Source organism: Arthrobacter sp. D3-18 (assembly GCF_054408525.1).
In genome coordinates, this window is the sequence record NZ_CP096440.1 from 1,472,126 (window position 1) to 1,499,123 (window position 26,998).

At 61.5% G+C, this 26,998-nt stretch carries 27 protein-coding genes and 1 tRNA gene; 22 read left to right on the forward strand and 6 right to left on the reverse strand.

Annotated features, from left to right (window positions below; translation table 11 throughout):
• Positions 1 to 222: 222 nt before the first annotated feature.
• The 9 genes from guaB to M1D89_RS08925 all read left to right on the forward strand — a co-directional run bounded on the left by guaB (position 223) and on the right by M1D89_RS08925 (position 14,922).
• A complete protein-coding gene (gene guaB, locus M1D89_RS08885) occupies positions 223 to 1,734 on the forward strand; it encodes an IMP dehydrogenase (RefSeq protein ID WP_011775516.1) in 1,512 nt (503 codons plus the stop codon).
• Between the two features lie 103 nt (positions 1,735 to 1,837).
• On the forward strand, positions 1,838 to 3,730 hold the full coding sequence (locus tag M1D89_RS08890) for an ABC transporter ATP-binding protein (protein ID WP_498649866.1): 1,893 nt from the start codon (positions 1,838 to 1,840) through the stop codon (positions 3,728 to 3,730).
• A 75-nt stretch (positions 3,731 to 3,805) separates the two neighbouring features.
• On the forward strand, positions 3,806 to 4,942 hold the full coding sequence (locus M1D89_RS08895) for a GuaB3 family IMP dehydrogenase-related protein (RefSeq protein WP_091468893.1): 1,137 nt from the start codon (positions 3,806 to 3,808) through the stop codon (positions 4,940 to 4,942).
• 167 nt (positions 4,943 to 5,109) lie between these two features.
• Positions 5,110 to 6,864, forward strand: a complete 1,755-nt coding sequence (locus M1D89_RS08900) for a glycerol-3-phosphate dehydrogenase/oxidase (RefSeq protein WP_498649869.1) — start codon at positions 5,110 to 5,112, stop codon at positions 6,862 to 6,864.
• Between the two features lie 47 nt (positions 6,865 to 6,911).
• Positions 6,912 to 7,400, forward strand: a complete 489-nt coding sequence (locus M1D89_RS08905) for a PTS sugar transporter subunit IIA (protein WP_498649871.1) — start codon at positions 6,912 to 6,914, stop codon at positions 7,398 to 7,400.
• Positions 7,401 to 7,511: 111 nt separating this feature from the next.
• Positions 7,512 to 8,369 (forward strand): SURF1 family protein, encoded by an 858-nt coding sequence (locus M1D89_RS08910; RefSeq protein ID WP_498649873.1) that lies wholly within the window; start codon positions 7,512 to 7,514, stop codon positions 8,367 to 8,369.
• Positions 8,366 to 8,866 (forward strand): DUF3817 domain-containing protein, encoded by a 501-nt coding sequence (locus tag M1D89_RS08915; RefSeq protein ID WP_498649875.1) that lies wholly within the window; start codon positions 8,366 to 8,368, stop codon positions 8,864 to 8,866. Before M1D89_RS08910 ends, M1D89_RS08915 begins: the two co-directional genes overlap by 4 nt.
• A 107-nt stretch (positions 8,867 to 8,973) precedes the next feature.
• Positions 8,974 to 10,563 carry a glutamine-hydrolyzing GMP synthase gene (gene guaA, locus M1D89_RS08920; protein WP_017200327.1) on the forward strand — a complete coding sequence of 530 codons (1,590 nt, stop codon included), beginning with the start codon at positions 8,974 to 8,976 and terminating at the stop codon, positions 10,561 to 10,563.
• A gap of 177 nt (positions 10,564 to 10,740) precedes the next feature.
• Positions 10,741 to 14,922, forward strand: coding sequence for an AAA family ATPase (locus M1D89_RS08925; protein WP_498649878.1), 4,182 nt, complete (start codon positions 10,741 to 10,743; stop codon positions 14,920 to 14,922).
• A 26-nt stretch (positions 14,923 to 14,948) separates the two neighbouring features.
• Here M1D89_RS08925 and M1D89_RS08930 read toward each other — a convergent pair whose 3' ends face one another.
• From M1D89_RS08930 to M1D89_RS08940, 3 genes are all read right to left on the reverse strand, one after another.
• Positions 14,949 to 15,545 (reverse strand): RcpC/CpaB family pilus assembly protein, encoded by a 597-nt coding sequence (locus M1D89_RS08930; RefSeq protein ID WP_498649880.1) that lies wholly within the window; start codon positions 15,543 to 15,545, stop codon positions 14,949 to 14,951.
• 278 nt (positions 15,546 to 15,823) lie between these two features.
• The gene (locus M1D89_RS08935) at positions 15,824 to 16,093 is read right to left on the reverse strand and encodes an FmdB family zinc ribbon protein (RefSeq protein ID WP_498649882.1); all 270 of its coding nucleotides are present in this window, start codon (positions 16,091 to 16,093) and stop codon (positions 15,824 to 15,826) included.
• A 185-nt stretch (positions 16,094 to 16,278) separates the two neighbouring features.
• On the reverse strand, positions 16,279 to 16,893 hold the full coding sequence (locus tag M1D89_RS08940) for a 5-formyltetrahydrofolate cyclo-ligase (RefSeq protein ID WP_498649884.1): 615 nt from the start codon (positions 16,891 to 16,893) through the stop codon (positions 16,279 to 16,281).
• Between the two features lie 100 nt (positions 16,894 to 16,993).
• On the opposite strand from M1D89_RS08940, the gene galU reads away from it, so the two are divergent.
• The 6 genes from galU to M1D89_RS08970 all read left to right on the forward strand — a co-directional run bounded on the left by galU (position 16,994) and on the right by M1D89_RS08970 (position 20,667).
• The gene (gene galU / locus M1D89_RS08945) at positions 16,994 to 17,926 is read left to right on the forward strand and encodes a UTP--glucose-1-phosphate uridylyltransferase GalU (protein ID WP_243836848.1); all 933 of its coding nucleotides are present in this window, start codon (positions 16,994 to 16,996) and stop codon (positions 17,924 to 17,926) included.
• Between the two features lie 11 nt (positions 17,927 to 17,937).
• Positions 17,938 to 18,549 carry a GNAT family N-acetyltransferase gene (locus M1D89_RS08950; RefSeq protein ID WP_498650924.1) on the forward strand — a complete coding sequence of 204 codons (612 nt, stop codon included), beginning with the start codon at positions 17,938 to 17,940 and terminating at the stop codon, positions 18,547 to 18,549.
• A gap of 145 nt (positions 18,550 to 18,694) precedes the next feature.
• Positions 18,695 to 19,588 carry a hypothetical protein gene (locus M1D89_RS08955; RefSeq protein WP_498650925.1) on the forward strand — a complete coding sequence of 298 codons (894 nt, stop codon included), beginning with the start codon at positions 18,695 to 18,697 and terminating at the stop codon, positions 19,586 to 19,588.
• Positions 19,589 to 19,594: 6 nt separating this feature from the next.
• Positions 19,595 to 20,404: an SDR family oxidoreductase gene (locus M1D89_RS08960; RefSeq protein ID WP_498649886.1), complete on the forward strand. Its 810-nt coding sequence runs from the start codon at positions 19,595 to 19,597 to the stop codon at positions 20,402 to 20,404.
• 36 nt (positions 20,405 to 20,440) lie between these two features.
• Positions 20,441 to 20,513: transfer RNA gene (locus tag M1D89_RS08965), tRNA-Ala, on the forward strand.
• A gap of 40 nt (positions 20,514 to 20,553) precedes the next feature.
• Complete coding sequence (locus tag M1D89_RS08970) at positions 20,554 to 20,667, forward strand: DUF1905 domain-containing protein (protein WP_498649888.1); 114 nt, start codon at positions 20,554 to 20,556, stop codon at positions 20,665 to 20,667.
• A 35-nt stretch (positions 20,668 to 20,702) separates the two neighbouring features.
• Here M1D89_RS08970 and M1D89_RS08975 read toward each other — a convergent pair whose 3' ends face one another.
• The 3 genes from M1D89_RS08975 to M1D89_RS08985 form a co-directional block, all read right to left on the reverse strand.
• Positions 20,703 to 21,170, reverse strand: a complete 468-nt coding sequence (locus M1D89_RS08975; RefSeq protein ID WP_498649890.1) for a SipW-dependent-type signal peptide-containing protein — start codon at positions 21,168 to 21,170, stop codon at positions 20,703 to 20,705.
• Between the two features lie 96 nt (positions 21,171 to 21,266).
• Positions 21,267 to 21,638: an Hpt domain-containing protein gene (locus tag M1D89_RS08980; RefSeq protein ID WP_498649892.1), complete on the reverse strand. Its 372-nt coding sequence runs from the start codon at positions 21,636 to 21,638 to the stop codon at positions 21,267 to 21,269.
• A 22-nt stretch (positions 21,639 to 21,660) separates the two neighbouring features.
• On the reverse strand, positions 21,661 to 21,849 hold the full coding sequence (locus M1D89_RS08985) for a hypothetical protein (RefSeq protein WP_498649894.1): 189 nt from the start codon (positions 21,847 to 21,849) through the stop codon (positions 21,661 to 21,663).
• Positions 21,850 to 22,070: 221 nt separating this feature from the next.
• Between M1D89_RS08985 and arr the strand changes: the two genes are divergently transcribed.
• From arr to M1D89_RS09020, 7 genes are all read left to right on the forward strand, one after another.
• Positions 22,071 to 22,481 (forward strand): NAD(+)--rifampin ADP-ribosyltransferase, encoded by a 411-nt coding sequence (gene arr / locus M1D89_RS08990; RefSeq protein ID WP_498649896.1) that lies wholly within the window; start codon positions 22,071 to 22,073, stop codon positions 22,479 to 22,481.
• A gap of 305 nt (positions 22,482 to 22,786) precedes the next feature.
• Complete coding sequence (locus M1D89_RS08995; RefSeq protein WP_498649898.1) at positions 22,787 to 23,323, forward strand: PadR family transcriptional regulator; 537 nt, start codon at positions 22,787 to 22,789, stop codon at positions 23,321 to 23,323.
• Positions 23,324 to 23,327: 4 nt separating this feature from the next.
• Entirely contained in the window at positions 23,328 to 25,031 is a 1,704-nt protein-coding gene (locus M1D89_RS09000; protein WP_498649900.1) for an ABC1 kinase family protein, read from the forward strand.
• Between the two features lie 28 nt (positions 25,032 to 25,059).
• Positions 25,060 to 25,581: a universal stress protein gene (locus tag M1D89_RS09005; RefSeq protein ID WP_498649902.1), complete on the forward strand. Its 522-nt coding sequence runs from the start codon at positions 25,060 to 25,062 to the stop codon at positions 25,579 to 25,581.
• Complete coding sequence (locus M1D89_RS09010) at positions 25,568 to 26,011, forward strand: fluoride efflux transporter FluC (RefSeq protein WP_498649904.1); 444 nt, start codon at positions 25,568 to 25,570, stop codon at positions 26,009 to 26,011. The genes M1D89_RS09005 and M1D89_RS09010 overlap by 14 nt, the downstream gene beginning before the upstream one ends.
• Positions 26,008 to 26,379: a fluoride efflux transporter CrcB gene (gene crcB / locus M1D89_RS09015; protein WP_498649906.1), complete on the forward strand. Its 372-nt coding sequence runs from the start codon at positions 26,008 to 26,010 to the stop codon at positions 26,377 to 26,379. Before M1D89_RS09010 ends, crcB begins: the two co-directional genes overlap by 4 nt.
• 70 nt (positions 26,380 to 26,449) lie before the next feature.
• Complete coding sequence (locus M1D89_RS09020; protein ID WP_091468845.1) at positions 26,450 to 26,980, forward strand: ferritin; 531 nt, start codon at positions 26,450 to 26,452, stop codon at positions 26,978 to 26,980.
• The last annotated feature ends 18 nt before the right edge of the window (positions 26,981 to 26,998 follow it).

The window sequence follows — 26,998 nt, forward strand, 5'->3', positions numbered from 1 at the left end:
CAAACGTACGACGACGGCCTGCCGCCAGTGCTGTTGCTCACAGTCAGGCGTCGTGGAATATGGCGATCGGCGCGGAGGTTCTAGTATTTATCCAATACCTTCTGCACAGGTAACTTTTGCACAGGTACTCTCTGCACAGGCCAGTCCCGTAATGACGGGCTGGTCATCAGTTGCAACCCCTACCAGTTAAGCCCCCGGAACCCAGGTAAGAGGCGCACACTCATGACCCAGCCCGAACACGATCCCTTTGGCTTTGTTGGCCTGACTTACGACGACGTCCTGTTGCTGCCCGGCCACACCGATGTCATCCCGTCCGATGCTGACACGTCTTCCCGTATTTCCAAGCGCATCTCCGTGCAGACTCCTTTGCTTTCGGCAGCAATGGATACCGTGACGGAGTCCCGCATGGCCATCGCCATGGCGCGCCAGGGTGGTTTGGGCGTGGTTCACCGCAACCTGTCCATCGATGACCAGGCCGAGCACGTTGACCGCGTCAAGCGCAGCGAATCCGGCATGATCACCAACCCGCTGACCATCGGCCCGCAGGCAACGTTGCAGGAATTGGACGAGCTGTGTTCCCGCTACCGCGTTTCGGGGCTTCCCGTCGTGGACACGGACGGACGCCTGCTGGGTATCGTCACCAACCGCGATACCCGCTTCATTCCCGAATCGGAATTTCCGCTGCGCAGCGTCAGCGACGCCATGACCAAGATGCCGCTCATCACCGGTCATGTGGGTATCAGCCGTGAGGAAGCCTCCCACAAGCTGGCCACCAACAAGATCGAGAAGCTCCCGCTCGTTGATGAGCAAGGCCGCCTGATGGGCCTCATCACCACCAAGGACTTCACTAAGGCTGAGCAGTACCCGTTGGCCACCAAGGACGACGAAGGCCGCCTCCGCGTGGGTGCCGCCATTGGTTTCTTCGGTGACGGCTGGGAGCGGGCCATGAAGCTCATCGACGCCGGCGTGGACGCACTGTTCGTTGATACCGCCAACGGCCACTCCCAAGGCGTGCTGGACATGATCCGCCGCCTGAAGTCGGATCCCATCGCGGCACATGTGGACATCATCGGCGGCCAGGCAGCCACTCGTGAAGGTGCCCAGGCACTGATCGACGCCGGTGCTGACGGCATCAAGGTGGGGGTGGGTCCGGGATCCATCTGCACCACACGCGTCGTAGCCGGCGTGGGCGTACCGCAGATCACCGCCATCTACGAATCCGCCAAGGCAGCAATCCCCGCCGGTGTTCCGCTGATTGCCGACGGCGGCCTCCAGTACTCGGGCGATATTGGCAAGGCACTGGTTGCCGGAGCCGACACCGTGATGCTGGGCTCCCTCCTCGCCGGCTGTGAAGAGTCCCCGGGTGAGCTCATCTTCGTCAACGGCAAGCAGTTCAAGAGCTACCGTGGCATGGGCTCCCTTGGCGCGATGCAGTCCCGCGGAAAGAACACGTCCTACTCCAAGGACCGTTACTTCCAGGCCGACGTCTCGGGCGACGACAAGCTCATCCCTGAAGGCATCGAAGGCCGTGTCGCCTTCCGCGGCCCGCTGGCCTCTGTGGCTTACCAGTTGGTGGGTGGCCTCCGCCAGACCATGTTCTACACAGGCGCCCCCACCATTCCGGAGCTGAAGGCACGCGGCAAGTTCGTCCGCATCACGCCTGCAGGCCTGAAGGAATCGCACCCGCATGACATTCAGATGACCGTGGAAGCCCCGAACTACGGTTCCCGCTGATCACCCATCCGCTAAACAGATGTTCCCTGTGGAAGTTTCCACGGGGAACAGCTGTTTAACAGGACGCGACATAATTGTCGGTCCCGAAGAATAGGCTGGGCACATGCCAGAAAAGCCCGCACAACCGCGGCACCCGGAGTCGATCCGGCTGAACTCAGTCCCACCCGGCAAGGCGCCGCCCCGCAAGCTGGCCTTGCGACCGTACGCCCGCGCCGTCGGGCAGGTACTGAAGGTGAGCTTCAAAGCTTCACCCGGCGCGGTCATCATGAAGGTGGCAGGATCCCTGATCTCGGCTACGTTGCCACTGGTCACCACGTATTTCGCTGCGCTGACCACCACAGCACTGGCGGCCGGCTACGCGGGAGACCCCGACGCCGGTCCGCGCGCCATTCTGTACGTCATCATCACAGCGGCGCTTGGACTGTTCTGGGGCGCCTTCAGCAGCGTTGACCGTTACATCCAACAGTTGATGAGCTTCAAAGTGGGTGCCATCGTGGGCGACATGATGTACCAGCGCTTCCTCGCGCTGGAATTCTGGCGCTATGACGACAAAGAAACGGTGGATCTTTACGACCGCGCCAAGCGGTTCTCCGATTCGTACGCCCGCGTCCTGGACCGGATAGCCGCCATCTTTACACAGTTCGTTTCCGTGGTCCTTGCTATCGGTGCTTTGCTCCTGGTCAGCTGGTGGATCGCAGTCATCGTACTGGTGGCTATCGTGCCCAGCGTCTACCTGCAGTTCAAACTGTCCCGCGAACAGATTGCGCACTGGAATACGCAGGTGGATTCGAGGCGGCAACGCCGGATGATCGAACAAAACCTGCTGAGGCCCCAGCACATTGCCGAGATGCGATTGTACGGAATCGTTGGCTACCTCATGGATCTGCGATCGCGGCTGCGGGATGCTGACGAACGCAGGCGCCTGGACTTCCAAAAGCGGTACATCCCAAAGCAGCTTGCCGCCGATTCCCTGCAGTACGGGGCCGAGGTTGTGTCCCTGATCTGGGTTGTTGGCCAGATTATCGCCAGGGCGCAGCCGGTAGGACAGTTCCTGTACGTGCAGCAGATTGTGAGCCGCGCCCTGTCTACCGCCAACAGCCTTGTCTCTTCGCTGAGCTCTATTGACGAGGACCTCGCCAACCTCAAGGACTATGAGCTTTTTATGGCCCTCCCTATCCCAAGCGGGAAAGAAAAGCCGCTGTCCTCGTCGCCCGCAACCGTGGAGCTGCGGGACATCCGGTTCAGCTACACCGGGAGCGACATCGAAGTCATCAAGGGAATCTCCATGACCATCCGGGCAGGTCAGCACATCGCCATTGTGGGGGAGAACGGGGCCGGTAAATCAACGCTGATTCGAATCCTGGCAGGACTGTACCGCCCCGACTCCGGCCAGGTTCTGCTTGACGGCGTGGACCTCGCCGGGATTGACGTCACCAGTTGGCACCGGCACCTTGCAGTACTGAGCCAGGAGTTCCTGAAATACGAGTTCGCCACCGCGGCGGAGAACATCTATCTCGGCGACGTGGACCAGCCTCGGGACGACGACCGGATCCGGCGGGCGGCCTCGGACGCCGAAGCCATGGAGTTCATCAACAAGTTGCCTAATGGCTTGGAGAACCACGTCAGCAACTGGATGGAGGACCCCCGGGGACGCAAGGGAAGCGGGCTGTCCGGTGGCCAATGGCAGCGCCTGGCCATGGCACGTAACTTCTACCGCGATGCCTCGTTCATGGTCATGGACGAGCCCACGTCAGCCATCGATGCATTGGCGGAGCATCGCATATTCACCCGGCTTTTCGCAGACCGGAGCAGCACCATCATTGCCATCAGTCATCGCCTGGCCACCATCGAGAAAGCAGACACCGTGTACATGCTGGAGGACGGCCGCATTGCCGAGCAGGGGACCCATAAGGAACTGGTGGTACTAAGGGGACGTTACTTCCGGATGTTCGAATCCCAGCTCTCGGTGGATGAAACCAGCCGGAACACCCCATAGCCGCCAGCCTGTAGTGTATCGGCCCACTGCAGGGTGGAAACCGGGGCCTTCGTTTTGGTGGGATAAACTCGAGCAGTGACTTATGAGATTGAGATTGGCCGTGGCAAGCGTGGGCGTCGTGCCTACTCCCTGGATGACATCGCGATCGTCCCGAACCGCCGGACGCGTGACCCGAAGGACGTCTCTGTCTCCTGGCAGATCGACGCCTACAAGTTCGACACCCCCGTTATTGCGGCTCCCATGGACTCAGTGATGTCCCCGGATACTGCCATAGCTTTTGGTCGCCTCGGCGGCCTGGGCGTCCTTGACCTTGAAGGTCTCTGGACGCGCTACGAGGATCCCCAGAAGGTGCTTGACGAGATCGCGGACTTGGCCGACGAGACCAACAGCCCCGCCGTCACGCGTCGCATGCAGGACCTTTACCAGGCGCCCATCCAGCCTGAACTCATCAGCTCCCGCTTGGCGGAGATCCGCGCCGCCGGCGTGACTGTTGCAGGGTCCTTGACCCCCCAGCGCACCCAGGAGCACTACAAGACCGTGGTGGCTGCCGGCGTCGACATCTTTGTCATCCGCGGAACCACGGTGTCGGCTGAGCATGTCTCCAAGAATCACGAGCCCCTGAACCTCAAGCAGTTCATCTATGAACTGGATGTTCCGGTGATTGTTGGCGGAGCAGCGGGCTACACGCCTGCCCTGCACCTCATGCGCACCGGCGCTGCCGGCGTCCTGGTCGGCTTCGGCGGTGGTGCCACCACTACTACGCGTCGCGCCCTGGGTATCCACTCACCCATGGCTTCGGCCATTTCCGATGTCGCTGCCGCCCGCCGCGATTACATGGATGAGTCCGGTGGACGTTATGTCCACGTCATTGCCGACGGCGGCATGGGCAGCTCCGGCGACATCGTCAAGGCCATTGCCATGGGTGCCGACGCCGTCATGCTTGGCAGTGCACTGGCACGTGCCGAAGAGGCACCGGGCCGGGGATGGCACTGGGGTCCCGAAGCACACCACCTTGAATCGCCCCGCGGCGATCGCGTCAACGTGGGAACGGTTGGTCCGCTGGAAGAAGTCCTCTTCGGACCCGGCCATCACACCAACGGAACGTCCAACCTTATTGGCGCCCTGCGCCGCTCCATGGCGACCACCGGCTACTCGGACCTCAAAGAGTTCCAGCGCGTCGACGTCGTAGTTTCGCCCTACGCGGGCAACTGATAACTACCCGCTGAAAGCCCCTTTTGGCTCCTATCCCCATCGGAGCCAACAGGGGCTTTCTTCGTTGGGGCGGTTCTTCCCATCGCGGCTGCTTCAGTGCCCTGCCCAAGGCGGCGAGCAACAAGTAGGGTAGGGGACTACCAGCTGTTCGTTTGAGGAGGGGTCCGATGAGCAATGTCGCAGGCGGTCCGCAGGTGAATTCCCCGGGAGCACTGAGCCCGGAATCCAGAGCCGCGTCGATCGAAGTCATGAAAGCCACTGCCCAGCCGGGCAAGGAGCTGGACATCCTGATTGTTGGTGGCGGTGTAGTAGGAGCCGGTGCTGCCTTGGACGCAGTAACGCGTGGCCTCACGGTAGGCATCGTCGAAGCACGGGATTGGGCGTCCGGCACCTCCTCCCGATCGTCCAAGCTCATCCATGGCGGACTGCGGTACTTGGAGATGCTGGATTTTGGCCTCGTCCAGGAAGCCCTTCAGGAACGGGGGCTGTTGATCCAGCAGATCGCGCCGCACCTGGTGCGGCCCGTCCCCTTCCTGTACCCGCTGACACGGCGTATCTGGGAGCGCCCGTATGTTGGCGCGGGCATCATGCTTTACGACACCTTGGGTTTGACGTCCGGCCACAGCCGAGGCGTCCCGATGCATAAGCACCTCTTCCGGCGCGGAACCCTCCGCGCTGCTCCGAGCCTCAAAGAAGATGCCTTCGTTGGATCCATCCGCTACTACGACGCTCAGGTGGATGATGCCCGCCTGGTGGTCAACCTTGTGAGGACTGCGGCCCACTATGGTGCCCACGCAGCGAATCGCGTCCGCGTGGTTGATTTCCTCCGGGAGGGGGAACGCGTGGTCGGTGCCAAGGTGGAAAACCAGGAGGATGGCACAGTCTTCGAGATAAGGGCGAAACAAGTGGTCAACGCTACCGGCGTATGGACCGATGAAACGCAGGCAATGGTGACGGACCGTGGCCAGCTGAAGGTGCGCGCCTCCAAAGGAATCCACCTTGTGGTGCCCCGCGACCGCTTCCAGTCCACGGTCGGATTGATCCTGCGCACCGAAAAATCAGTGCTCTTTGTGATTCCTTGGGGACGGCACTGGATTATCGGCACAACGGATACCGATTGGACGTTGGACAAGGCACACCCGGCAGCTTCCAGCAAGGACATCGACTATGTGCTGGAACATGTCAACAAAGTTCTTAAACGTCCGTTGACCCGCGAGGACGTGGAAGGCGTCTACGCAGGCCTCCGCCCCCTGCTCGCTGGTGACAACGACTCCACTGCCAAACTGTCCCGTGAGCATGTAGTGGCGCACCCTGTTCCCGGGCTCGTGGTGGTAGCCGGCGGGAAGTACACAACGTACCGCGTCATGGCCAAAGACGCAGTGGACGAGGCGACCAGGGCTATGGACGAACGTGTTCCGTCCAGCTGCACTGAAACAATTCCGCTCCTGGGCGCCGAGGGATTCAAAGCAGCCTGGAACCGACGCGGCAGGTCCGCCGAGCAGGCTGGTGTGCATGTGGCGCGCGTGGAGCATCTGCTCAACCGTTTCGGATCCATGACACCCGAAGTCCTGGACATTATCGCGGGACGGCCGGAACTGGGAGAGCCTCTTCCGGGAGCGGATGACTACTTGGCTGCCGAAGTTGTCTATGCAACAACCCACGAGGGCGCACGCCACGTTGACGACGTTCTGACCCGCCGCACCCGGATCTCCATCGAAGCGTGGGACCGGGGTGTGTCTGCTGCGCCCGTAGTAGCTAAGCTGATGGGAGAAATCCTTGGCTGGAGCGAGACCCAACGCGAGAGCGAAATCAAGCACTACCTGGCGCGCGTGGAAGCTGAACGACTTAGTCAGCAGCAACCCGATGACGAATCGGCCGATGCCGCGCGCATGGGAGTGGATGACATCGTTCCCCTTCGCTGACCAGCTCAAGGAATTGAGGCCGGGAGGCCACATGGAGGGAACACGACTTGGCTGAACCACTTGACCGTTACGACGCGGAACTGACCACCCCGGATACGGTCATCCTTGAACTTGTTGCCAAAGACAAGATCGATGCCGCAGCGCAACTGGCTCACAGGCTCCACGCAGCAGGCAGGATCTCCGATCTTGAGGGCTTCCTTGAGCAAGTGCATTCGCGTGAGCACCAGCTTGCCACCGGGCTTCCGGGCGGCATAGGACTGCCACATGCCCGAAGCGAATTCGTGGACAGGATCTCCATCGCGGTGGGTGTGACTAAGTTTGGCCATGCCTTGGACTTTGGTGCCACTGACGGTCCGGCAACCCTGGTCCTCCTTATCGCCACGCCAGCCAGTTCCTTCTCCGACCACCTGGAGGTTCTCGCCACGCTGGCGCGTTCCCTCTCCAAGGAGTCATTCCGGGAGTCCCTGCGCCGGGCGCACGATACCGAGGTCATCTCCGAACTCATCAACTCCAGCCTGGTGTTCTTCGACCACTAGAGATTGGGGCAGGCCCTACGTGTCGACTTCGTCGCCACGTAGGGACCCTGCTGCCCCACTCCAGCCAACTTCGTTTCGTTGTTCTACAGCCGGACGAAGTACGGTTAAGGGGTGTTGAAAACCGCGTTGAAACCCCGCTGGATCGCAGGACTGATCTTTGCGCTTCTGTTGTCCGGGGTGTTTGTGCTGCTCAGCCAATGGCAGCTCAGCCGGTCCGCCCAGCACGAGCCACCCGCGCCGTCCAGCATCGAAGAAGTGAAACCGCTGGTGGACGTCCTCCAGCCGGGCCAGTTCTTCCCCGGCTCGGTCTCGGACCAGATGGTCACCGCCACAGGAACATACGATCCCGGCAAGCAGGTCCTCGTTGAAGGCCGGCTTTACAACAACCAAAAAGGCTTCTGGATCGTCTCAGCCTTTGCCGTCAACAACGCTCCCACAATCAAGGGCGCTGGCGCCTCGCCCCAGACCTGGATCCCGGTGGCCCGCGGCTGGGTGGCGGACGCCGCCCAAGCCAGCCCGCCGCCGTCGGGAACCATCACCTTGACCGGTCGCCTCATCCCATCCGAGGCGCCCCTTCCAAACGTCGACGCCGGTCCAGGCCGGGCGTCTGCAGTCTCAACGGCGGAGCTCATCAACAAGTGGGAAGTCTCCAGCTACCAGGGTTTCGTCGCCGCGACATCGGAAGTCGCAGACGGCGTTGCCGTACCCCTCGCAGGCGACGTCAAGGCACTCAATATCCCACCGCAGCCACCCGCGGAACAAGTCAACTGGCTGAACCTCTTCTATGCGGTGGAATGGGTTGTCTTTGCCGGATTCTCGATCTTCATTTGGTGGCGTCTGGTCAAGGACGACTACCGGCGCGACCTCGAAGAGGATGAAGACGCGGATGACGACTTCGGCGAAGCAGACCATCCCGAGGCGACCACAGAACCCACAGGCCCAGAGCCAGAACAAAAGGTGCAGCAATGATTGAGCCAAAACCGGCTATCCAGCCCGAACAATCCGGACCCAAGCCCAAGAAGCGTCGCTTCGGCGGCACGGAAGCACAAATCCGTTCGGCGTTGAAGTTTTACAAAGTCATGGCATACCTCACAGGTGCCATGCTGCTCCTGCTGTGCGCCGAGTTGATTGCCCGCTACGGCTTTGGTGTCTCGCTCTTCGCGGGCGGCACGAATGCAGTTACGGGCCAGCCGTTTGGCTTCGGCTTTGCTGAATCCGAACCCAAGGGCGTCATTGGAGGCTTCAACATCTCCACCTCAGTGCTGATCGTGCACGGTTGGATGTACGTGGTCTACCTGGTTTCCAACTTCCGCCTGTGGTCGCTCATGCGCTGGCCTTTCTCCAAGATGGTCCTTTTGGCCCTGGGCGGAGTCATCCCGCTGCTGTCCTTCATCGTGGAGAAGAAATTCCACGCGCAGGTGGAAGCGGAACTCGTAGCCAACCCGCAGGCGTCCAAGCGCTACTAGGACCCCACGGCGTCCCGGTGTGAGATGCCTAACGGCAGGGCCTGTTTTGGGCCTTGGCCGCCCTTGCCAACGTGCACCGGGGCGGCCCGGCAAAGTAGTCTTGTCTGGTGACTACTCCCACCGCACCCCAAACTTCCCAGAAGCCGGTGCTGGTTGTTGACTACGGTGCCCAGTACGCGCAGCTGATTGCCCGCCGCGTCCGTGAAGCGAATGTGTATTCGGAAATCGTTCCGCATACCTTCACCACCGAGCAGCTTCTGGCCAAGAACCCGGCAGCCATCATTCTCTCCGGAGGGCCCTCCAGCGTCTACGCAGAGGGCGCCCCGTTCGTGGGTGCTGACCTCTTCGAGGCCGGCGTTCCTGTTTTCGGCATCTGCTACGGATTCCAAGCCATGGCGAATGCCCTGGGTGGCAAGGTGGCCCAAACCGGTTTGCGGGAGTACGGTGCCACCGAAGCACTCCTGGTGGGTGATGCACGCTCCATCCTGGACGGCGTCCCGTCGTCCCAGAACACGTGGATGAGCCACGGCGACTCCGTTCACGAAGCCCCCGAAGGCTTCGAGGTGCTGGCAACTACGGCCGGAGCGCCGGTGGCGGCCTTCGCCAACGACGAGAAGCGCCTTTACGGTGTCCAGTGGCACCCGGAAGTGAAGCACTCCGTCCTTGGACAGCACGTCCTGGAGAACTTCCTGTTCAAGGGTGCGGGCCTGAGCCCCAACTGGACCACGGGCAACATCCTCGAAGAGCAGGTGGACCGTATACGCCAGCAGATCGGCGACTCGAAGGTCATCTGTGGCCTCTCCGGTGGTGTCGACTCTGCAGTAGCTGCCGCTCTCGTCCAGCGCGCTGTCGGCGATCAGTTGACATGTGTGTTCGTTGACCACGGCCTGCTGCGTGAAGGCGAAGCAGAGCAGGTTGAACGCGACTTCGTGGCAGCAACGGGTGTCAACCTGTACGTTGCCAACGAGCAGGAGCGCTTCCAGTCAGCATTGGCCGGTGTCAGTGATCCCGAGACCAAGCGCAAGATCATTGGTCGGGAATTCATTCGCGCCTTCGAGGAAGCGGAACGGGCCATCATCGCCCAGGCCGCTGCCGAGGGTGAAAAGATCAAGTTCCTCGTCCAAGGCACGCTGTATCCGGACGTCGTCGAATCCGGTGGTGGCGAGGGTGCTGCCAACATCAAGAGCCACCACAACGTTGGTGGGCTTCCGGAGGACCTGCAGTTCGAGCTCGTCGAGCCACTGCGGGCACTGTTCAAGGACGAAGTCCGTGCCGTTGGTGCCCAGCTTGGCCTACCGCAGGAAATCGTCGGCCGCCAGCCGTTCCCCGGTCCCGGCCTGGGAATCCGCATCGTGGGTGAAGTAACCAAGGAACGCCTGGACCTGCTGCGCAAGGCTGATGCCATTGCCCGCGCCGAGCTGACAGCTGCCGGCCTGGACAATGACGTGTGGCAGATGCCGGTGGTCCTCCTTGCTGATGTCCGCAGCGTTGGAGTTCAGGGAGACGGCCGGACCTATGGCCACCCGATCGTGCTGCGTCCGGTGTCTTCCGAAGACGCCATGACTGCGGACTGGTCGCGCTTGCCGTATGACCTGCTTGCCCGTATCTCCAACAGGATCACCAATGAGGTGGACGGCGTTAACCGCGTGGTACTGGACGTCACCAGCAAGCCACCGGGAACCATCGAGTGGGAATAGCATTGTGAGTGGCCGGCTTCCTCTGGGAGGCCGGCCACTGTGCTTGAACCGGACTACGTCATCCGGGATAGGTTCTTTGCCCCAAGAAATGCTGCCAGCTGTGAAATGACGGCGAATTTCAGGTTGGAACAGCGTTGCGGAGCGGGCTGACCGAGGATTCCCGCTACCCTCGAAAGTATGCCGGTATGGTCCAAGGCGTCTAAAGCTAGTACAGAAAAGAAGGCAGAAGTCGTGTCAGTAGGTCTAGGCCAGGAAGAGGGCTCCGAAGAGCTCCGTAAATGGCTGTCTGGTCTCAAACCCGTCACCGGGGCAGATACGATGCTGCGCTTCGTCAAGACGCCTGAAGGCGCGATCGATCTCAGCAATGCGCACCCTTCCGGGTTGGCGCAATTGCTCGCCGGCCGCAGAACACGGCTGTCCACGCTCATCAGGGATCGCCAACAGTACTTGGTGGCGGCCAGGGCGGCCCGCAACATCCGGTCCAAGATCTTCGAGCTCAGCAATGACCGCGGCATCGAGGCCGGGTACTTGTCCGCCGGGACCGTGGTGTGGACCTCGGCTGTTGGTGGCAAGCCGCAGCGCGTCTCCGCGCCCGTGATGCTCACGTCCATCGTTCTTACGGTCAGGCCGGGCGAAGACGACTTCGAACTTCAGCTCACTGAACAAGCACGCATGAACCCCGCGTTGGTGCGTCACCTGAAAACAGTCCATGGCATCGTCTTCGACGTCAACGCTGTGGCACGCATGGCGTACAACACGGCCCGATTGGATCCCCAACCGGTTCTGGATCGGTTGTCCACGCTCATCCAGCCGATCCACGGTGCTGAGGTGGAGTTCAACCTGCTGGTCACTACTCTGGCTGACCTTTCGGGCAATCTGGATGATCCGTGGATCAACATGAACAACCCTACTGTTGCAGCCCTATCGACTGCAGCCAATGGCGGCGACATTGAGCCGGAGCCCATTAAAGCGGGCAGGTTCCCCAGCTTGGATCTTCGGGATCCGGCCGACGAACTTCTCTTGCTCGACGCCGATACGGACCAGCAGTACGTGGTGGACGCCGTTCGCGCGGGAGACTCCCTGGTTGTCTCCACTCCTCCTGGAAGTGGGCAGACGCAGACGGCAATTAACGGCATAGGTGCCTTGGTCAGCGAAGGCAAGTCGGTGTTGGTGGTAGGAGACAGGCAAGCCAGCCTCGCGGGTCTCTCCGCCCACCTTGAATCGCTGGGTCTCGAGTCGATGCTGTTCAAGCCTGGTAACGGGACCACTCCGCAACAACTCAAGGGCCAGTTGGTCAGGGCAATCATGCGCAATGAGAAAGCGCTTGAACCACAGCTTGGCAACCTTCACCAGACGCTGATTGGCCACCGACATGCCCTGATGGATCATGTTGCCTCGCTGCACAACGTCCGTGAGCGCTGGGGTTGCTCGCCCTATCAGGCAATGCAATCACTCGCCGAGCTGACGTCCATCCACCCGGCCCCCTCCACTACTGTGCGCTTGAAGCGAAGCGTCTTGGACAACATCAAGGACCGTGAAGAGCTCGCGGGACGCCTTCGTCGCGCTGCCGAACTTGGTAGCTTCAGCCGGGCCTCCACTTCCAGCCCTTGGTATGGCGCCCGTTTGGTCACCCGCAAGGAGACCGAGGAAGCACAGCAGCTCGCCCGCTTGGCCGAGGAGAAGCTCCCCATCCTGCGGGATCGCATGAAGCAGGTTTCCGATCACGCCGAGATTCGCCTGGGCGAAACCTTTGCCGAGTGGGGTGCGCAGCTTGAACTGCTGATCGCCGTCCGCGAGAGCCTGGATAAGTTCACTCCGGACATCTTCGACCGGCCTGTGCACGACCTCATCTCTGCCACCGCCAGCTCCGCCTGGCGCCGTGAGCGAAACCTTGAAATGCCCTCAATGCAGCGGTCCCGCCTGCGGAGGGTGGCCAAGGAGTATGTGCGTCCCGGTGTGCACATCGCCGACCTCCACAGCTCCCTGGTCCTTGTCCAGGAACAGCGGGCCCTGTGGGCAGGGTACGCAACAACCCAGCGACACCCGGCGGTGCCATCCGGCCTTGCCGACCTCGGAGCCCTCTACCGCGAGCTCGACATCGAGCTGCGCCGTCTTGGCGAGGCGCTCAAGCACACGTCCGATGGCGGTTCGTTGCACGAGGCACCGTATCTGCAACTGATGGAACGCCTCGAGCGACTCGTTGCTGACACGGCCACCTTGGAAACCCTTCCTGAGCGAACACTCCTCATCGAGGAAATGCGGGAGCACGGGCTCGGCGAACTGCTGGCGGACCTTGCTGCCCGTGAAGTCCCGGCATCATCCGTAGCGGCCGAACTGGACCTTGCCTGGTGGCAGTCCGCTTTGGAAGCCATGATCAGTGGTGACGATTACCTCGCCATGTCCGACGGTGATTCGTTGCGGCGCCTCGAAGCGGAATACCGTTTGGCCGACCAGGCACACATCGCCAGCGGCGCCGCCCGCCTTCGTTGGCAGCTGGCCCAAAAGTGGCGTCAGGGTCTTCTTGAGCATCCACGGCAGGCGGAGTTGCTCCGTGCCCTGTTGAAGGACGGCCGGGTGACGCTGCCAGCCTTGAGCGCCCAAGCGCCGGATCTTGTACCGTTGTTGGTTCCCGTGTGGTCCGTCAGCCCTTATTTGCTCACGGGCGTTCTCCCGGCCGAGCAAAAGTTTGATGCCGTGGTGATCATCGACGCCGAGTCAACCTCTCTGCAGGCGGTTCTTCCCGCGATCGCCCGAGCCCGTCAGGTAGTTGCCTTCGGTGACGCGAAAATCGCGAATGCGCGTACCTTCAGCGTGGCCGTGGAACCTCCGGTTGCCGGGGTTGCCAGCCATGAGAACGTGGACAGTGCTTTCAAGGCGCTTGCCCGGGTCCTGCCCACCTGGCAATTGAACTGGGTCTACCGCGCGGTGGATGAGGACTTGATCCTCCAGTTGAGCAAGAACTACTACGACGGCGGTCTGCGACGCCTGCCGGACGGCAATTCGGTTACCGGCCTGGACCGATCCATCCACGTGGAGTACATACCCGACGGCACTGGGTTGCCCGGAGCGGATCACGAGGGCGTTGAGTCCGTCACTGCAGAAGTGAACCGCGTGGTGGACCTTGTCTTCGAACACGCCAGGCTCCGGCCCCGTACTTCCTTGGCAGTGGTGACCGCAAGCTTGCGCCATGCTGCCAGGATCGGCGAGGCCATCAGGCTCCAATTGCCTAACCACCCTCTCTTGTCCAGTTTCTTCGGAGCAGGCCCCGAGTCCTTCCGCGTGGTGGACCTTGAGCGCGCCCAGGGGCTGGTGCGTGACCACGTGATCTTCTCGCTGGGCTATGGCCGCACTCCGCACGGTCGTGCGCTCCATTCCTTTGGCCCGTTGTCCACCGAAGGCGGGCGAAACCGCTTTGCTCTGGCAATGACCCGGGCTCGACGCTCAATGCACGTCCTGACGTGCTTCCGGCCCGAGGATCTCGACCTTGATCGCCTGGCTCATGGTGCGGTGGACTTCTATGAACTGCTGGACCGGGAACTTTCCGGTAATAGTAACCTCGGAACACCTGCCTCCCGCGCTGTTGCCAGTGAGCAGGCGCTGGGTGAGGATCCGTTGGTGGCCGATCTTGGCGAACGCCTGCGTGCACGTGGAGCCCGAGTCTGGCATCTGTACGATGGCGTGCTGGACATTGCGGCGGCGGCGGACCCCGTCCACACCATTGGCCGTGAGGGTGCGGAAATCCCCACCCCTGTCGCCATCGAATCGGATGGCACTGAACGGTACCGGCGGATGAGCGTCCGTGAACGGAGCCGGTTGCGGCCGCAATTGCTGGAGCGTATGGGTTGGCGCTACATGTCGCTTTGGACCATCGAAGTATTCACGGATCCTTCGTCCTGCGCGGATCGGATTGGTTCGTACCTGGGGCTTGAGAACCACATCGCCCAGTCGGCATCGGCCCACCATGGCTTCCTGCATTCGGATGGTGAACAATTGAATCCGGGCAAGGAGCAGCCACCGGTGGACCCGGTTGGCGCCGGCCACGCAGTCGAGGAAGCTCAGGCCGCTGTCCGTGAGGAACATGGCGTTGCCGAGACCAACGGCTATGCGGAGAACGGGAAAGAAGCACCACTGATGGATCAGGAAAAAGATACAGAAGACCGCGCCACGCAGGACTCCGGTGAGCCGGTCAACAATGCCAATGAAGAAGCGGCGGATACCAAGGCAACTGCAGCGAAGACAGGTTCCAGCGGGATTCTTCCTACAGAGGCGGCTGAAGATGATCCCCGGCGTTGGGGCGATGACTCCGGCTACGACCATGAGCAGTGGCTGAAGGAACAGAAGCCCCCGCACTGGGGCTGAGCCCCACATGCCAGCAGAGCCGGGCACTAAGGGCTGACCAAAACAAAGAAGAGCTTGCCTTGCGTTGATGCGCCGGCAAGCTTTTCTGCTTGTTGGGGATCGGCTGCCACCACTACCAAGCCGTCGGTGTCACCCGTCCCCAGCCATTCACCGGGCTTGCCGCCTTGGGCTGATGTCCAGAGAACGGGCACCGGGCCTGCAAGAACCTGGCTTTGCCGGGCCTCGTCATAGGAGCCAGCCGCCGTGAGGACCACCGTTACGAGCTGGCCGGGGGAGAGGAGTTGGATGGATGAGGGATCAGCCATCCTCAGGGGGACCGCTGCCGAGCCGGCAGGTGCGCCCGTCAGGAGTCCAGGACCCAGCAGGCTAGCCTCTGTAGGTATCTGCCCTCTGCGGAGGGGGGATGCAAGCTGACGGCCAACAAGGGTGCCGACACTATCCACCGATCCGGTAATTGCGAGATCGGATGGCACTCCAACGCTGGTGAAATCAGATTCTGTGAGGCTGCTACCTGACGGCAGGTCGCGGGCTGCTACGACGATGCTCACACGCTGCTCTGACGCAGGAGTAAGTTGCTGGACTGCGATGCCGGCAGCCACGCACAGCAGGAGCGCAACTGCCAAGCGGCGGTTACGTGAAATCCAAGAGCCAAATCCAACCCGCTGCCACCGCTGACCAACATGATCTCTTGGACGAGTTCGGCTGAACCGTGATGTGTTTCCGGCTCGGGAACGGGGTGGTCGGGCAGGAAAGCGGTTCAGCGGCGGCAAATCACCGGCGGCTGCTGCTGAACGCTGGGCGCGGGCGAGGAGGGCTGTGCGGGACGTAGATGGCATCCTGCCACGTTAGCCAGCGTCCCCGGGCCGCAGACAGCGGTCCGTTGCCCTATGTGGAAAACCTCTTAGCTGGCTGCAGCTGCGGTTGCCGGGGCTGCAGAAGGAGCAGCCGGGGCGGCCGGTGAAGCTGGTGCGGCCGAAACCGTGCTGCCCTTGGCATCGTGGGAATCAGTCCGGTAGAACCCGGAGCCCTTGAAGACGACGCCGACGCTGTTGAACTTCTTCCGTAGCGCGCCCTTGCACTCGGGGCACTCCGTCAAGGAGCTGTCAGAAAAGGACTGGACGATGTCAAAGGCATGGTCACAGTCTTTGCAGGCGTATGCGTATGTGGGCACTGAGTTCCTCCTTCAGGACAAAGTTCAGGTCCTGTGCAACACCGGCGGAGAAATTCCGCCTTAGCAGTCGCAGGGCCTGAGTGCTAATTCTATCATCGGTCGCTGTGCGGTGTACCAGCAGGTGTGCCGGACCTCACTTGCTGGGCCAGGAGCGGTCAGTCGGGCATCGCTTCGTCGGGCATCGCTCAGTCGGACATCGCTCCGTGGTGGAGCTGGACGACACCCGACGGGGTCAGCACCTGACGCACGGGGCGATCAAACGCCTCGGCGGGAATCGAGCCTGAAGGTAACAAATCGTCGTCGTACACCACTGCGATGGTGGCTGGCCGCTGACCGGCCGCATCGAGGCCTTGGAGAAGCCGGTCGTAGTAGCCGCCGCCCTGGCCAATGCGGTTTCCGTCCCGGTCCACTGCGGTGGCTGGCATGAAGATGCCGGCAGCTTTGGCAACCACCGAGCTTTCCAGGCGTTCACCCTCCGGTTCGTCTATAGGCGCATAGGCGGACCTCACAAAGGCCGTGGAAGGTGTCCAATACACCCAACTCAGCAACCGGCCAGGCTCGCAAACAGGCAACAGCACTTGATGCCCGGCCTCATGCAGGGATTGGATGAGGGGGATGGTGGGCGGCTCGAATGCCACACCGAGGTACACGGCGAAGGTGGCAGCGCCACCAGAGGAGGCCTCCGCTGCCCAGGCTGTGCCGTGCCGTGCAAGTGACTCGCCCGCGGCTGCTATGTGCTCCGGAGTGAGTGTCCGCCTGTGCAGCCGCCGACTGCTGCGGATGTCTTCCTTCGATGCCATCTGTGTCCGATCTGAGGTTCTCCCTGCTTGCCGAAGAGCAGGGGCTATCCGCTCCCAAGACGAAATGTGCGTCCCGGCGCGGCGAGGGGTTTAGCCGTTGATGTGTTCCTTCCGTTACATTAGTCCGGTGACTCTAGAAAACAACGCTGTCCGTAAGGCCGTCATCCCCGCAGCGGGCCTTGGCACCCGGTTCCTTCCCGCCACCAAGGCGATGCCGAAGGAAATGCTGCCCGTGGTGGACAAGCCCGCCATCCAGTATGTCGTCGAAGAAGCTGTCAAAGTGGGCTTGCACGACGTCCTGATGATCACCGGGCGCAGCAAGCGCGCACTGGAAGACCATTTTGACCGGGTGCCGGCCCTGGAGGCCACTCTGGCTGAAAAGGGCGACACCGCCAAGCTTGAGGCCATTCAATCCGCCACCAACCTTGGCGACATTCACTACGTCCGTCAGGGCGACCCGAACGGACTCGGCCACGCAGTCCTTCGTGCAAAGCAGCACGTCGGCTACGAGCCCTTTGCCGTCCTGCTGGGCGATGACCTGATCGATGCCCGCGAGGACCTGCTGAGCGAAATGATCGCGGTTCAGCAGAAGACCGGCGGTTCCGTGGTGGCCCTCATTGAGGTGGAGCCTTCCAAGATCAGCGCTTATGGTTGCGCTGACGTTGAGGACAACGGCGAGGACGGCTACGTACGCATCAAGCAGCTCGTCGAGAAACCTTCTCCGGAAGAAGCCCCGTCCAACCTTGCGGTGATCGGACGCTACGTCCTCCACCCGGCTGTGTTCGATGTTCTGGAGAAAACGGCACCCGGGCGCGGTGGAGAGATCCAGCTGACAGACGCCCTCGAGGTTCTCGCTGCTGGTGAGGGCGAAGGCTATGGCGTCTACGGGGTTGTCTTCCGCGGCCGTCGCTATGACACCGGTGACAAGCTCAGCTACCTCAAGGCCTGCATCGAGCTTGCCTGCGAACGCGAAGACCTGGGTCCTGAGCTTCGCGAGTGGCTGCCCAACTTCACCGCCGCTCTTCCCAAATAAACAAATTCATGATGTACGGCTCTGCGATCTGGCCGGTGACGCTGGAAAGCGGAGACCTGGTGCTTCGGCCTATCCGTTACCGCGACAAGCGGGAATGGTCCGAAGTCCGTTCGCGGAACAGCGAGTGGCTCGCGCCATGGGAGGCGTCCAACCCGGCACCGGGTGGGCGCCTTCCCAGCTACCGCCAAATGGTGGGTTCCTTAAATGAACAAGCCCGTCAGTCCACCGCTTTGCCGTTCCTCATTGTTGAGCGGGCAGACGGCTTTGCTGAGGCAAGAATCGTCGGACAACTGACGGTTTCATCCATCGTTTGGGGCTCAGCCATGATGGCCACCCTCGGATATTGGGTTGATAAGGACCGTGCAGGGCACGGCATTGCTCCAACAGCGGTTGCGATGGCCACGGACCATTGTTTCAAAGTGCTGGGACTGCACCGTATGGAAATCAACATCCGGCCCGAGAACGCAGCGAGTCTGAGGGTGGTGGAGAAACTTGGATTCCGAGACGAGGGTTATAGGGAGCGCTACCTGCACATCAACGGCGAATGGGCTGACCACCGCTCTTTTGCACTGACCTCCGAGGAAGTTCCAGAGGGGCTCCTGCGCCGGTGGCTCCGAGGATAAATGGGCAGGTCATCGGCCTTTTTGCCCGTATCTCCAATCATTTGCGGACTCGCCGACGACACACCGGCCGCAATGCCGCCGCACCCGTCGATTTGCTTCTACGGTTTTGAATGTGGACTTCCCTCTCAGCAGCTCAGTGATACTCGTGGTCACTGTTGCGCTGTGGATGGTCTGGGTGGCGCCCTACGTTCTGCGGAACAGGCGGCAACAAGTCCAAACGGCCGCTGTTCCAGCAGAGGCTTTTGATGACGAACCAGACGAAACGCAGGCAGGGGTGGTACTGACTTTGGCACCTCAGCAGGAGAAACCGATGGAGACCATGCACAGCAAAGCACCGGCGTCGCCCCAGGAATCCCGCGCGGCCGAGCCCTCCCTCGGGAAGAAACCCACCACTCCGTTCACTATCCGCTATGCCCGGCTGACGCTGGCCCTGGCGGGCCTTGCCCTGCTGGTTACAGCTGCGGTTTCCGGAGTCCTAAGAATTCTTGGGATCGGTTCTGTCTGGTTGCCGCTGGTGTCGCTTATCGGTGCGGTGCTCGCCGTCGTAACGTTGCGGAAGCTAGCCCTGCGGGACCTTCGAGAACGCCGGGCCCGCCGTGCTGCCCAGGCCTCGCCCATCCCGACACCGGCACGCTACCTGCCGAAGGAACCGGCATCGGAGTCGAAGGAAACCACGGTTTTCGACGCCGAAGCCACCAGCCGCGAGGCTGCTCGCCTATCCGCAGTGGAACTGCGGCAGGCAGCGCTGGCCGTTGCTATCGCCGCGGGAGACAAATCTGCTGAGGATACCGCCAAGGATTCGAAGGGTGACTCCTGGCAGCCAGTCGAGGTCCCGAAGCCCACCTACGTGGCTGCTGCCAAAGCACCGCGTCCAGCTCCAGAGCCCTTGGATCTGCCCGAAGCGCCAAAACCCGTGGGCAAGCCTGTCCTGAAGCAGAATGTTGAACAAGCTGAGGTTGCGGCCGCTGCAGTAGCATCCGCCAAGGGTCACAGTGCCCTGAGCAACTTGGATGATGTCCTGCAGCGTCGCCGCGCCTAATCACACATGACTACGCTGTGCGTTGCGGGTGGCACGGGCCAGGTAGGTCGTGAGGTTGTCCGACTCGCCGTTTCAGCGGGGCACCAGGTTTCGGTCCTGAGCCGCAATGTGCCGCCTGTCGGCTCAGCGAAGCACCACGAAGGCGCCACGTACTTTGCCGGCGACGTCACCTCCGGGGATGGCGTGGCAGCTGCAGTGTCGGGTGCCGACGTCGTTATTGATTGCCTTGAAGGGCAGTTCGGTAAAGCCCAAAAGCAGTTCGCCGACGGCGGCGGCAGGCTTCTCGCTGCAGCGCATCGGGCTGGTGTCCGCAAGGCTGTGGCTCTGTCCATCATCAACTGTGATTTGAGCTCTTTTTCCTACTACGCCTCGAAAGCCGCCAAGGAACGGAAATACGCGGAGTCGCCATTGAAGACCGTGGTGGTCCGGGCAACGCAGTTCCACGGTTTGGCGGCAAGGATTTTCGCGACCGGTGCAAAGGTAAGGCTTATTCCCACGTTCAAAGCCGCCAGATTCCAGTCGATCGCGCCGGCAGATGTTGCAGCGGCTTTGCTTGAGGCAGCTGTGGGGGAATCGCGGGATGAATTGCGGGCGGAGCATCATGTGGTGACAATTGCGGGTCCGGAAACCCTGACTATGCGGGAGATGGCAGAGTCCTGGAAGTCGGTACAGGGCACGAGGGGCAAGATTATTGAGCTGCCTTTGCCCGGCCCGATGGGCGACTTCCTTCGCGCTGGCCACAACCTGACTTCAGAGCAGCCGTATGGCAGGGAGACATTCGTGTCGTGGTTGGAAAAGCACACGGAAAGTTTGTAGCCTAAGGACACTGGCCGGGCAGTTGGGGTTGGTTCAGGGGCTATAGCTCAGTTGGTAGAGCGCTTCGTTCGCATCGAAGAGGTCAGGAGTTCGAATCTCCTTAGCTCCACATTTGCAACGTAGACGGGCACCCGTTTACTGGAGCCTTCATGGCGTTGGGAGACGGCACGCATAAACTGCCAGTGGCTGCTCCTATCCGCAAAGCCATAGGGAAGGACGACGGTGACGCCGTTGAAGTTCACCTCACTCAGCGCCTGAACTGACCGGATCATCCCATTTCCACCCCGTCTATCTGCCACTAGGGGCAGTTCAGCGCGCCGCTGAGGGGCTGCCCGGCCCAGAAGTTCGTGGAGTTGGGAACCTTGTAGTAGCCACGGATCTGGTATGTCCAGATACCGGACAAGTCCCCTATGCTCTGGATGCCCGAACTGTAGGAACGTCCGGAGCTCTTGCTCATGTCGCCGGTGAACTGCACGACGCCATCCGGGTCGATGACCTTGAGCTCGTGGTAGTTGGCGAACGGAACAGCCGGGAAGCTGCCGACACTGATTTTGGCTTGGGCGAACCAGAGGAAGGAATCGCAGCTCTTGGTCACGGCCACGGTGTTTGCTGCTGGTGCCGGAATACGTGCGGCAGTAAGCGCCATTGCGCCGGCATCGGTGTCGTTGAATTGCGCGTGCGCGGGTGGAACCCGGGCACCCATCAAGAGGAGTACCGCGGCCAGGATGATGGCCGGTACTTGCCAGATGATGCCCTTGCCCTGCATGCGTGTGGTCCTCGTTCCCGTAGCGTGGTGTTCTCTCCCTCCAAAAGTTTGCCCGGGCGATCTCAGGAATGGCCTCGGTGAACACTCAAGGTCTGCTCAAGAATGAAAGTACCCCCGATGCCGGTTCAACGAGGCGTGGGCTGCCCGGATGACGTTTGACCGTGACGCCAAGCAGCGGTCGGCTGTCTGTTGCAGGGCAGGGAGTGCTTGGGTGGCGTCGTCGAAGTGGCTTTCCCGGATCATCGATTCGATGGCCCGGCGTTGGTGCTCTGTTTCAATAGCACCGACCATGGCCGAGCTGATCTTCAGGCTGAGCAAGGCTGTCGTGGTCTCGGACTCGTCATGTTCCTCAAATGCGTGGACGATTCTTTCCACCCGCTGCGGGAGCATCGGGAGGTACTTCGCCAAAAACCTCAGGGCGGGTTTCGGGTCACCAAGTTCATCGGCGAGGGATTGGATTCGGCTCACATCCCATTCGCTGGCGGCGGGCTTACGCGGTGGCTTCATCCCCGGCCCCTGACGTGTTTATGACGTGACTGGGGTTCAGCGTGTCGTTAGCTGCAGTTGCGGTGGCCGCTGCGGACTGCTTCACAGCGGCGGTCGTGGTGGCCTGCGTAAATTTCGCGGCGGAACGCCGACCGTGAACGGTTGGAGTGGAGATGGTGCTCAGTGCGCTCATGCCGGGCGTTCCTTTCATGGACCGGGGACCGGCCTGAAGGGCAAACGGGCCGGCCCCCGGGGACTTTGGTGGAACCTCTGGGGCTCCTGCTGTTGCTGCGTCTGGCTGACAAGAACTACTGTGCCGGGCCCGGATCAAGAACAAATCCTGTGTTCAGTCAACAATTCCTCAGGAAAACCTCAAGACTCCGGCGGTGGGGCGCGTGCAAGTAGGCTGTACCCGTGAGTCAACCAGTGGACGAGGGTCCGTTCTTTCACGGCACAAAAGCCCATCTTCGGGAAGGTGATCTCCTGAGGCCAGGCTTCAGGTCGAACTACAGGCCTGAGGTGGTGATGAACCATATTTACTTCACCGCTCTTCGGGACGGTGCGGGTTTGGCTGCCGAGCTGGCTGCCGGTGACGGGGAGCCGCACGTCTATGCCGTTGAACCCACAGGAGCGTTCGAGGACGACCCGAACGTGACCGACAAGAAATTCCCGGGCAACCCCACCCGATCATTCCGCAGCAGCGCCCCTCTCAAAGTCATTGGTGAAGTGACCGACTGGACTCGCCTGGCTCCCCAAGCGCTGCAAGACTGGCGGGAACGACTGGCGGCAATCGCTGCGGATGACCGCGGCGAAATCATCAACTAACGGTGCCGCGCGATCCAGCGCTCAGGGTAAGTAGTGGACCCTCCGGGAGCAGCAAAAGACGAGTACCAACTACTCGTGTGCCCACTTGGCGGTTCGTCTTTACTGGACCCAGCGGATCCCCGCAACGGCCAGTGACCCCCCTCGTTGGCCGGGGCTGCCCAAGGATCCGCGGCAGGGGCCGGACGGCATCACCCAGAAGTGCTGTCCGGCCCTGCGCAAAGAGCCCTGCCATTGTTTTCAGGGACCCGGCATGTATATCGTTAACTATCGTTAAGTATCGTTCGCGACATACCGAGGTGAGCCTGATGCACAATTCATTCCCTGCAAACGGATTTATGGGAAACAACCTGGACGGCATGTGGCAGGCCGTGGAGGAGTTCCGCTCACGCTTCGAGAAGCGTTCAGGTACCCGGGCTGGGCGGGGCGAGCTGAGGACAGCCATTCTGGCCCTCCTCGCTGAGCGCCCAATGCACGGTTATCAGATCATCCGTGAAATCGAAGAGCGGAGCGGGGGAAGCTGGAAGCCAAGCGCCGGCTCCGTTTATCCGACCCTTCAGTTGCTGGCAGACGAGGGTTTCGTCAGCACTGAGGAATCAAATGGCCGCAAGATCTACTCCCTCACCGAGGCCGGCCGCGAGGACGTCGCAAGTGCCGAAACAGCAGCGCCTTGGGAGTCCGCTGGTAACCCTCCCGGTTTCGGCGCACTGCCCAGGGCTGGGGTTGAGCTTGCTCAGGCGGCGGCCCAGGTGGGTCGCACGGGAACGCCGAAGCAGGTGCAGGAAGCTGTGACGGTGCTGGAAGACGCACGCCGTCGGCTGTACTCGATTCTCGCCCAGGACTGAAGGGGTGACGTCGGTTCGACGCGATCGGATGGATCCCTTGGCCGGTGAGGCCCGAGCCCGATATCGTCGAATCCTGCGCTTTGCCGCATGGCATTTGCTGGTCACTTGGTGGTTTGAGCTGTTCCTGCCTCGAGTCGGGCTGCGCCGACTGACTGAACGCAACCGGGCGCAAAGGATGCGGCGCTTCGCGCAACGCTTCCATAGCCTGGCTGTGGAGCTTGGCGGCCTGATGATCAAGGTGGGCCAGTTCATGTCCTCCAGGCTCGATGTACTCCCGCCGGAGATCACTGCCGAACTGGAGGGCCTTCAGGACGAAGTCCCGCCGGTCCCCTTCCCGGCCATTCGCGCGCTTGCTGAGGCCGAACTGGGTGCGCCTTTGGAAGCAGTGTTCGCTTCGATCGAGGAAACGCCGATCGCAGCCGCGTCACTCGGGCAGGCCCACCGGGCGAAATTGCTCCCCGGCAACGCTGAAGACACGGGTCTCAGCAGCGTGGTTTTCAAAGTGCAGAGACCGGGCATCCATACCATCGTGGACGTTGATCTCGCTGCCCTAAGGAGAGTGGGTGGCTGGCTTAGCCGCATTCGTATCGTCTCAAACCGTGCTGATGTGCCCGCCCTCATCAAGGAGTTCGCCCAGACCAGTCTCGAGGAAATCGACTACCTCAATGAGGCAGCAAATTCAGAGCGCTTTGCTGCTGACTTCGTTGACGACGCCCGGGTAACGGTGCCGGGGGTGGTCTGGGAACGGACCACCCGCCGCGTGCTCACGTTGGAAGATGTCACAGCCATCAAGATCACGGATGCGGAGTCGCTGCGCATGGCGGGGATCGACCCTGCCTCGGTTGCCCCTGTTTTCGCTTCAGTGATGTTTGACCAGTTGTTCACCAACGGCTTCTTCCACGCCGACCCGCACCCCGGCAATATCTTTGTCACACCCAATGCCGGATCAGCGGCACATCCATGGAAACTGACGTTCATTGATTTCGGGATGATGGGTGAGGTTCCTGCGAAGACCAGGAGCGGACTGCGTAAACTCCTGATCGCGGCTGCCTCACGGGATGGAAGGGGCCTCGTGGCCGCTATCAGTGACGTTGGCGTCTTGATGCCCACGGCTGATACTGCCGAGTTGGAGCGCGCTATGACGCAGCTGTTCGCCCGTTTTGGCGGGATGGGTTTCGCTGAACTTCGCGATGTGGATCCGCGGGAATTCCGTGATTTTGGTGCGGAGTTCGGCAATGTGATCAGGTCACTTCCGTTTCAGTTGCCGGAGAATTTCCTGCTCATCATCCGGGCAATGTCGCTGACGTCAGGGGTGTGCAGTTCGTTGGACGCCCGTTTCAATCTGTGGGATTCGGTGGAACCGTATGCGGCACAATTGCTGCGCGATGAGCGCGGGAATCTCGTCAACGACGTCGCTGCACAGGCGTTCGACGCCGCCGCGGTCGCCTTGCGCCTGCCGAAAAGGCTCGACGGGTTGGTCACCAAACTAGAGGACGGCTCACTGCAGGTGTCCAACCTCCGCCTGGAACGACAAATGGGCCGCATCATCGTCTTGCTAAAGCGAGCAGTGGGTGCGCTGATCTTCGGAGCGATGCTGATAGCTGGATCCGTGATTCGGGCCGACGACTTAGTGCTCGGCAACCTGCTGATGATCGGCTCGGTGGTTCCGCTGCTCTACGGTTTGTGGTCCGGCCGGGTTCGTCTGTGAGCCAACTTCGTCGTCGTAGAATGAGCCTGTGACTGAGACCCCCGCCCCACGCCCCGAGGCCTCCGGCAACATGTCCGGCCCCATCCTGGTGGGGGTGATGCCCGGGCAACATGCCATCGTCGTGGAGCAGGCAGCACAGGTGGCCGCCAGCGCAGGTGTTCCACTGGTCTGCGCCTACGCGGATGCCACGGTGTATCCCGTGGACGGAACAACTGGCGGGCCGGCTGCCCCGATTGATCCGGATGGGGTTGCCGGAGCCCAAGGAATTCCGGAATCACTGAAGGCGACCATTGCCCACCAGCTGGCCGGCCGGGACGTCGAGTGGTCAATCGTGCCGCTCGCGGGGGAGCCCGCGCGTGCTTTGGCGCGCGAGGCCGGGGATATCGGCGCCTCGATGATCGTGGTGGGTACGCGGGAGCATAAGCTGACGGCTGCACTGAAAGAGCTGACGTCGGGTTCCGTGGCCCGGCATCTGTTCCATCGCCAAGACTTGCCAGTGCTCGTTGTTCCCGTGAACCCCAGGGTCCCGGACGACGATGACGACGACTGAGGCAACAAAACCACTCCACCTCCAGTGGGACTTCATCGGCATAGTGGCAGCCGGCGGGGTGTTCGGAGCGCTCGCCCGGTACGGCCTTGGGCTGGTGATACCGGCGCCGAATGCTTGGCCGCTTCCCATCCTGGTCATTAATCTTTCCGGCGCGTTGGCGCTGGGCGCCTTACTTGAAGGGCTCTCCCGCAGAGGGCCCGACGTCGGTCACCGCCGGGTTCTGCGGCTCGCCTTGGGAACCGGGTTCCTAGGGGCTTACACCACCTACAGCACCCTCGCTTTGGACGCAGTTCACTTGTTTACTGCGGGTGAGGCACCTGGAGCTGCCGGATACCTGGTTGCGAGCCTGCTCGGTGGAGCCGCGGCCACTACTATGGGCATATGGTTGGGTGCTTGGCACCATCGGCGTGCAACCGAACGCCAACAGTGACGGTGGTACTTCTTGCGCTCGCGGGCGGAATCGGCGCAGCTATCAGGTTCATGGTTGACGGTTTCATCAGGCAGCGCCTCAAGACGGCCCTCCCGTGGGGAACCATTCTGATCAATGTCTCAGGTTCCTTGGCGCTCGGGTTCCTTGCCGGACTGCTGTTGCGGGGCCAAGCACCTGAGTCACTGTTCTTAATCGTGGGAACAGGCTTCCTGGGTGGATACACCACGTTCAGTACGGCAAGCCTGGAGACCATCCGGCTGATCCAAAGTGGCAGGACGGGTTTGGCGCTCGTTAACGGCTTGGGATCCATGGCGGCAAGCGTTCTTGCTGCAGCGGCAGGAGTGGGGATCAGCCTGTTGCTCGCTTGAGCGGTTTATGGCTTGAGCAGTGGCGAAGCTCACCCACAAAAGTGTCATGGCCCGGCTGTAGGATCGAGCCATGGCTAAGAAGACTTTCAATGAGCTGTTGTCCGCCCAGGTCGCCAATGAGTTTGCGGCCTCCCAGCAATACATCGCAGTAGCTGTGTATTTTGATGGCGAAGACTTGCCGCAGCTGGCCCGTCACTTCTATCGCCAGTCCCTCGAGGAGCGCAACCACGCCATGATGATGGTCCAATACATGCTGGACCGCAACGTGCACGTGGAGATCCCGGGTATCGCCCCGGTGCGCAACAACTTCAGCAACGCCAAGGAGCCCATCGCCCTCGCCTTGGAGCAGGAAAAGGAAGTCACCCGGAGCATTGAGGAGATGTTCCGCGTTGCCCGTGCAGAGGGCGATGCTTTGGGTGAGCAGTTCATGCTGTGGTTCCTCAAGGAACAGGTCGAGGAAGTTGCCTCAATGACCACGTTGCTGAACATCACGGAGCGTGCCGAGAACCTCTTCGACATCGAGAACTACGTTGCGCGCGAAACCGTAGGCGACGGCGGACACGACACCAGCGCGCCATCGGCCGCCGGTGGCGTCATCTAATAACCCGCCTCGGGCAAA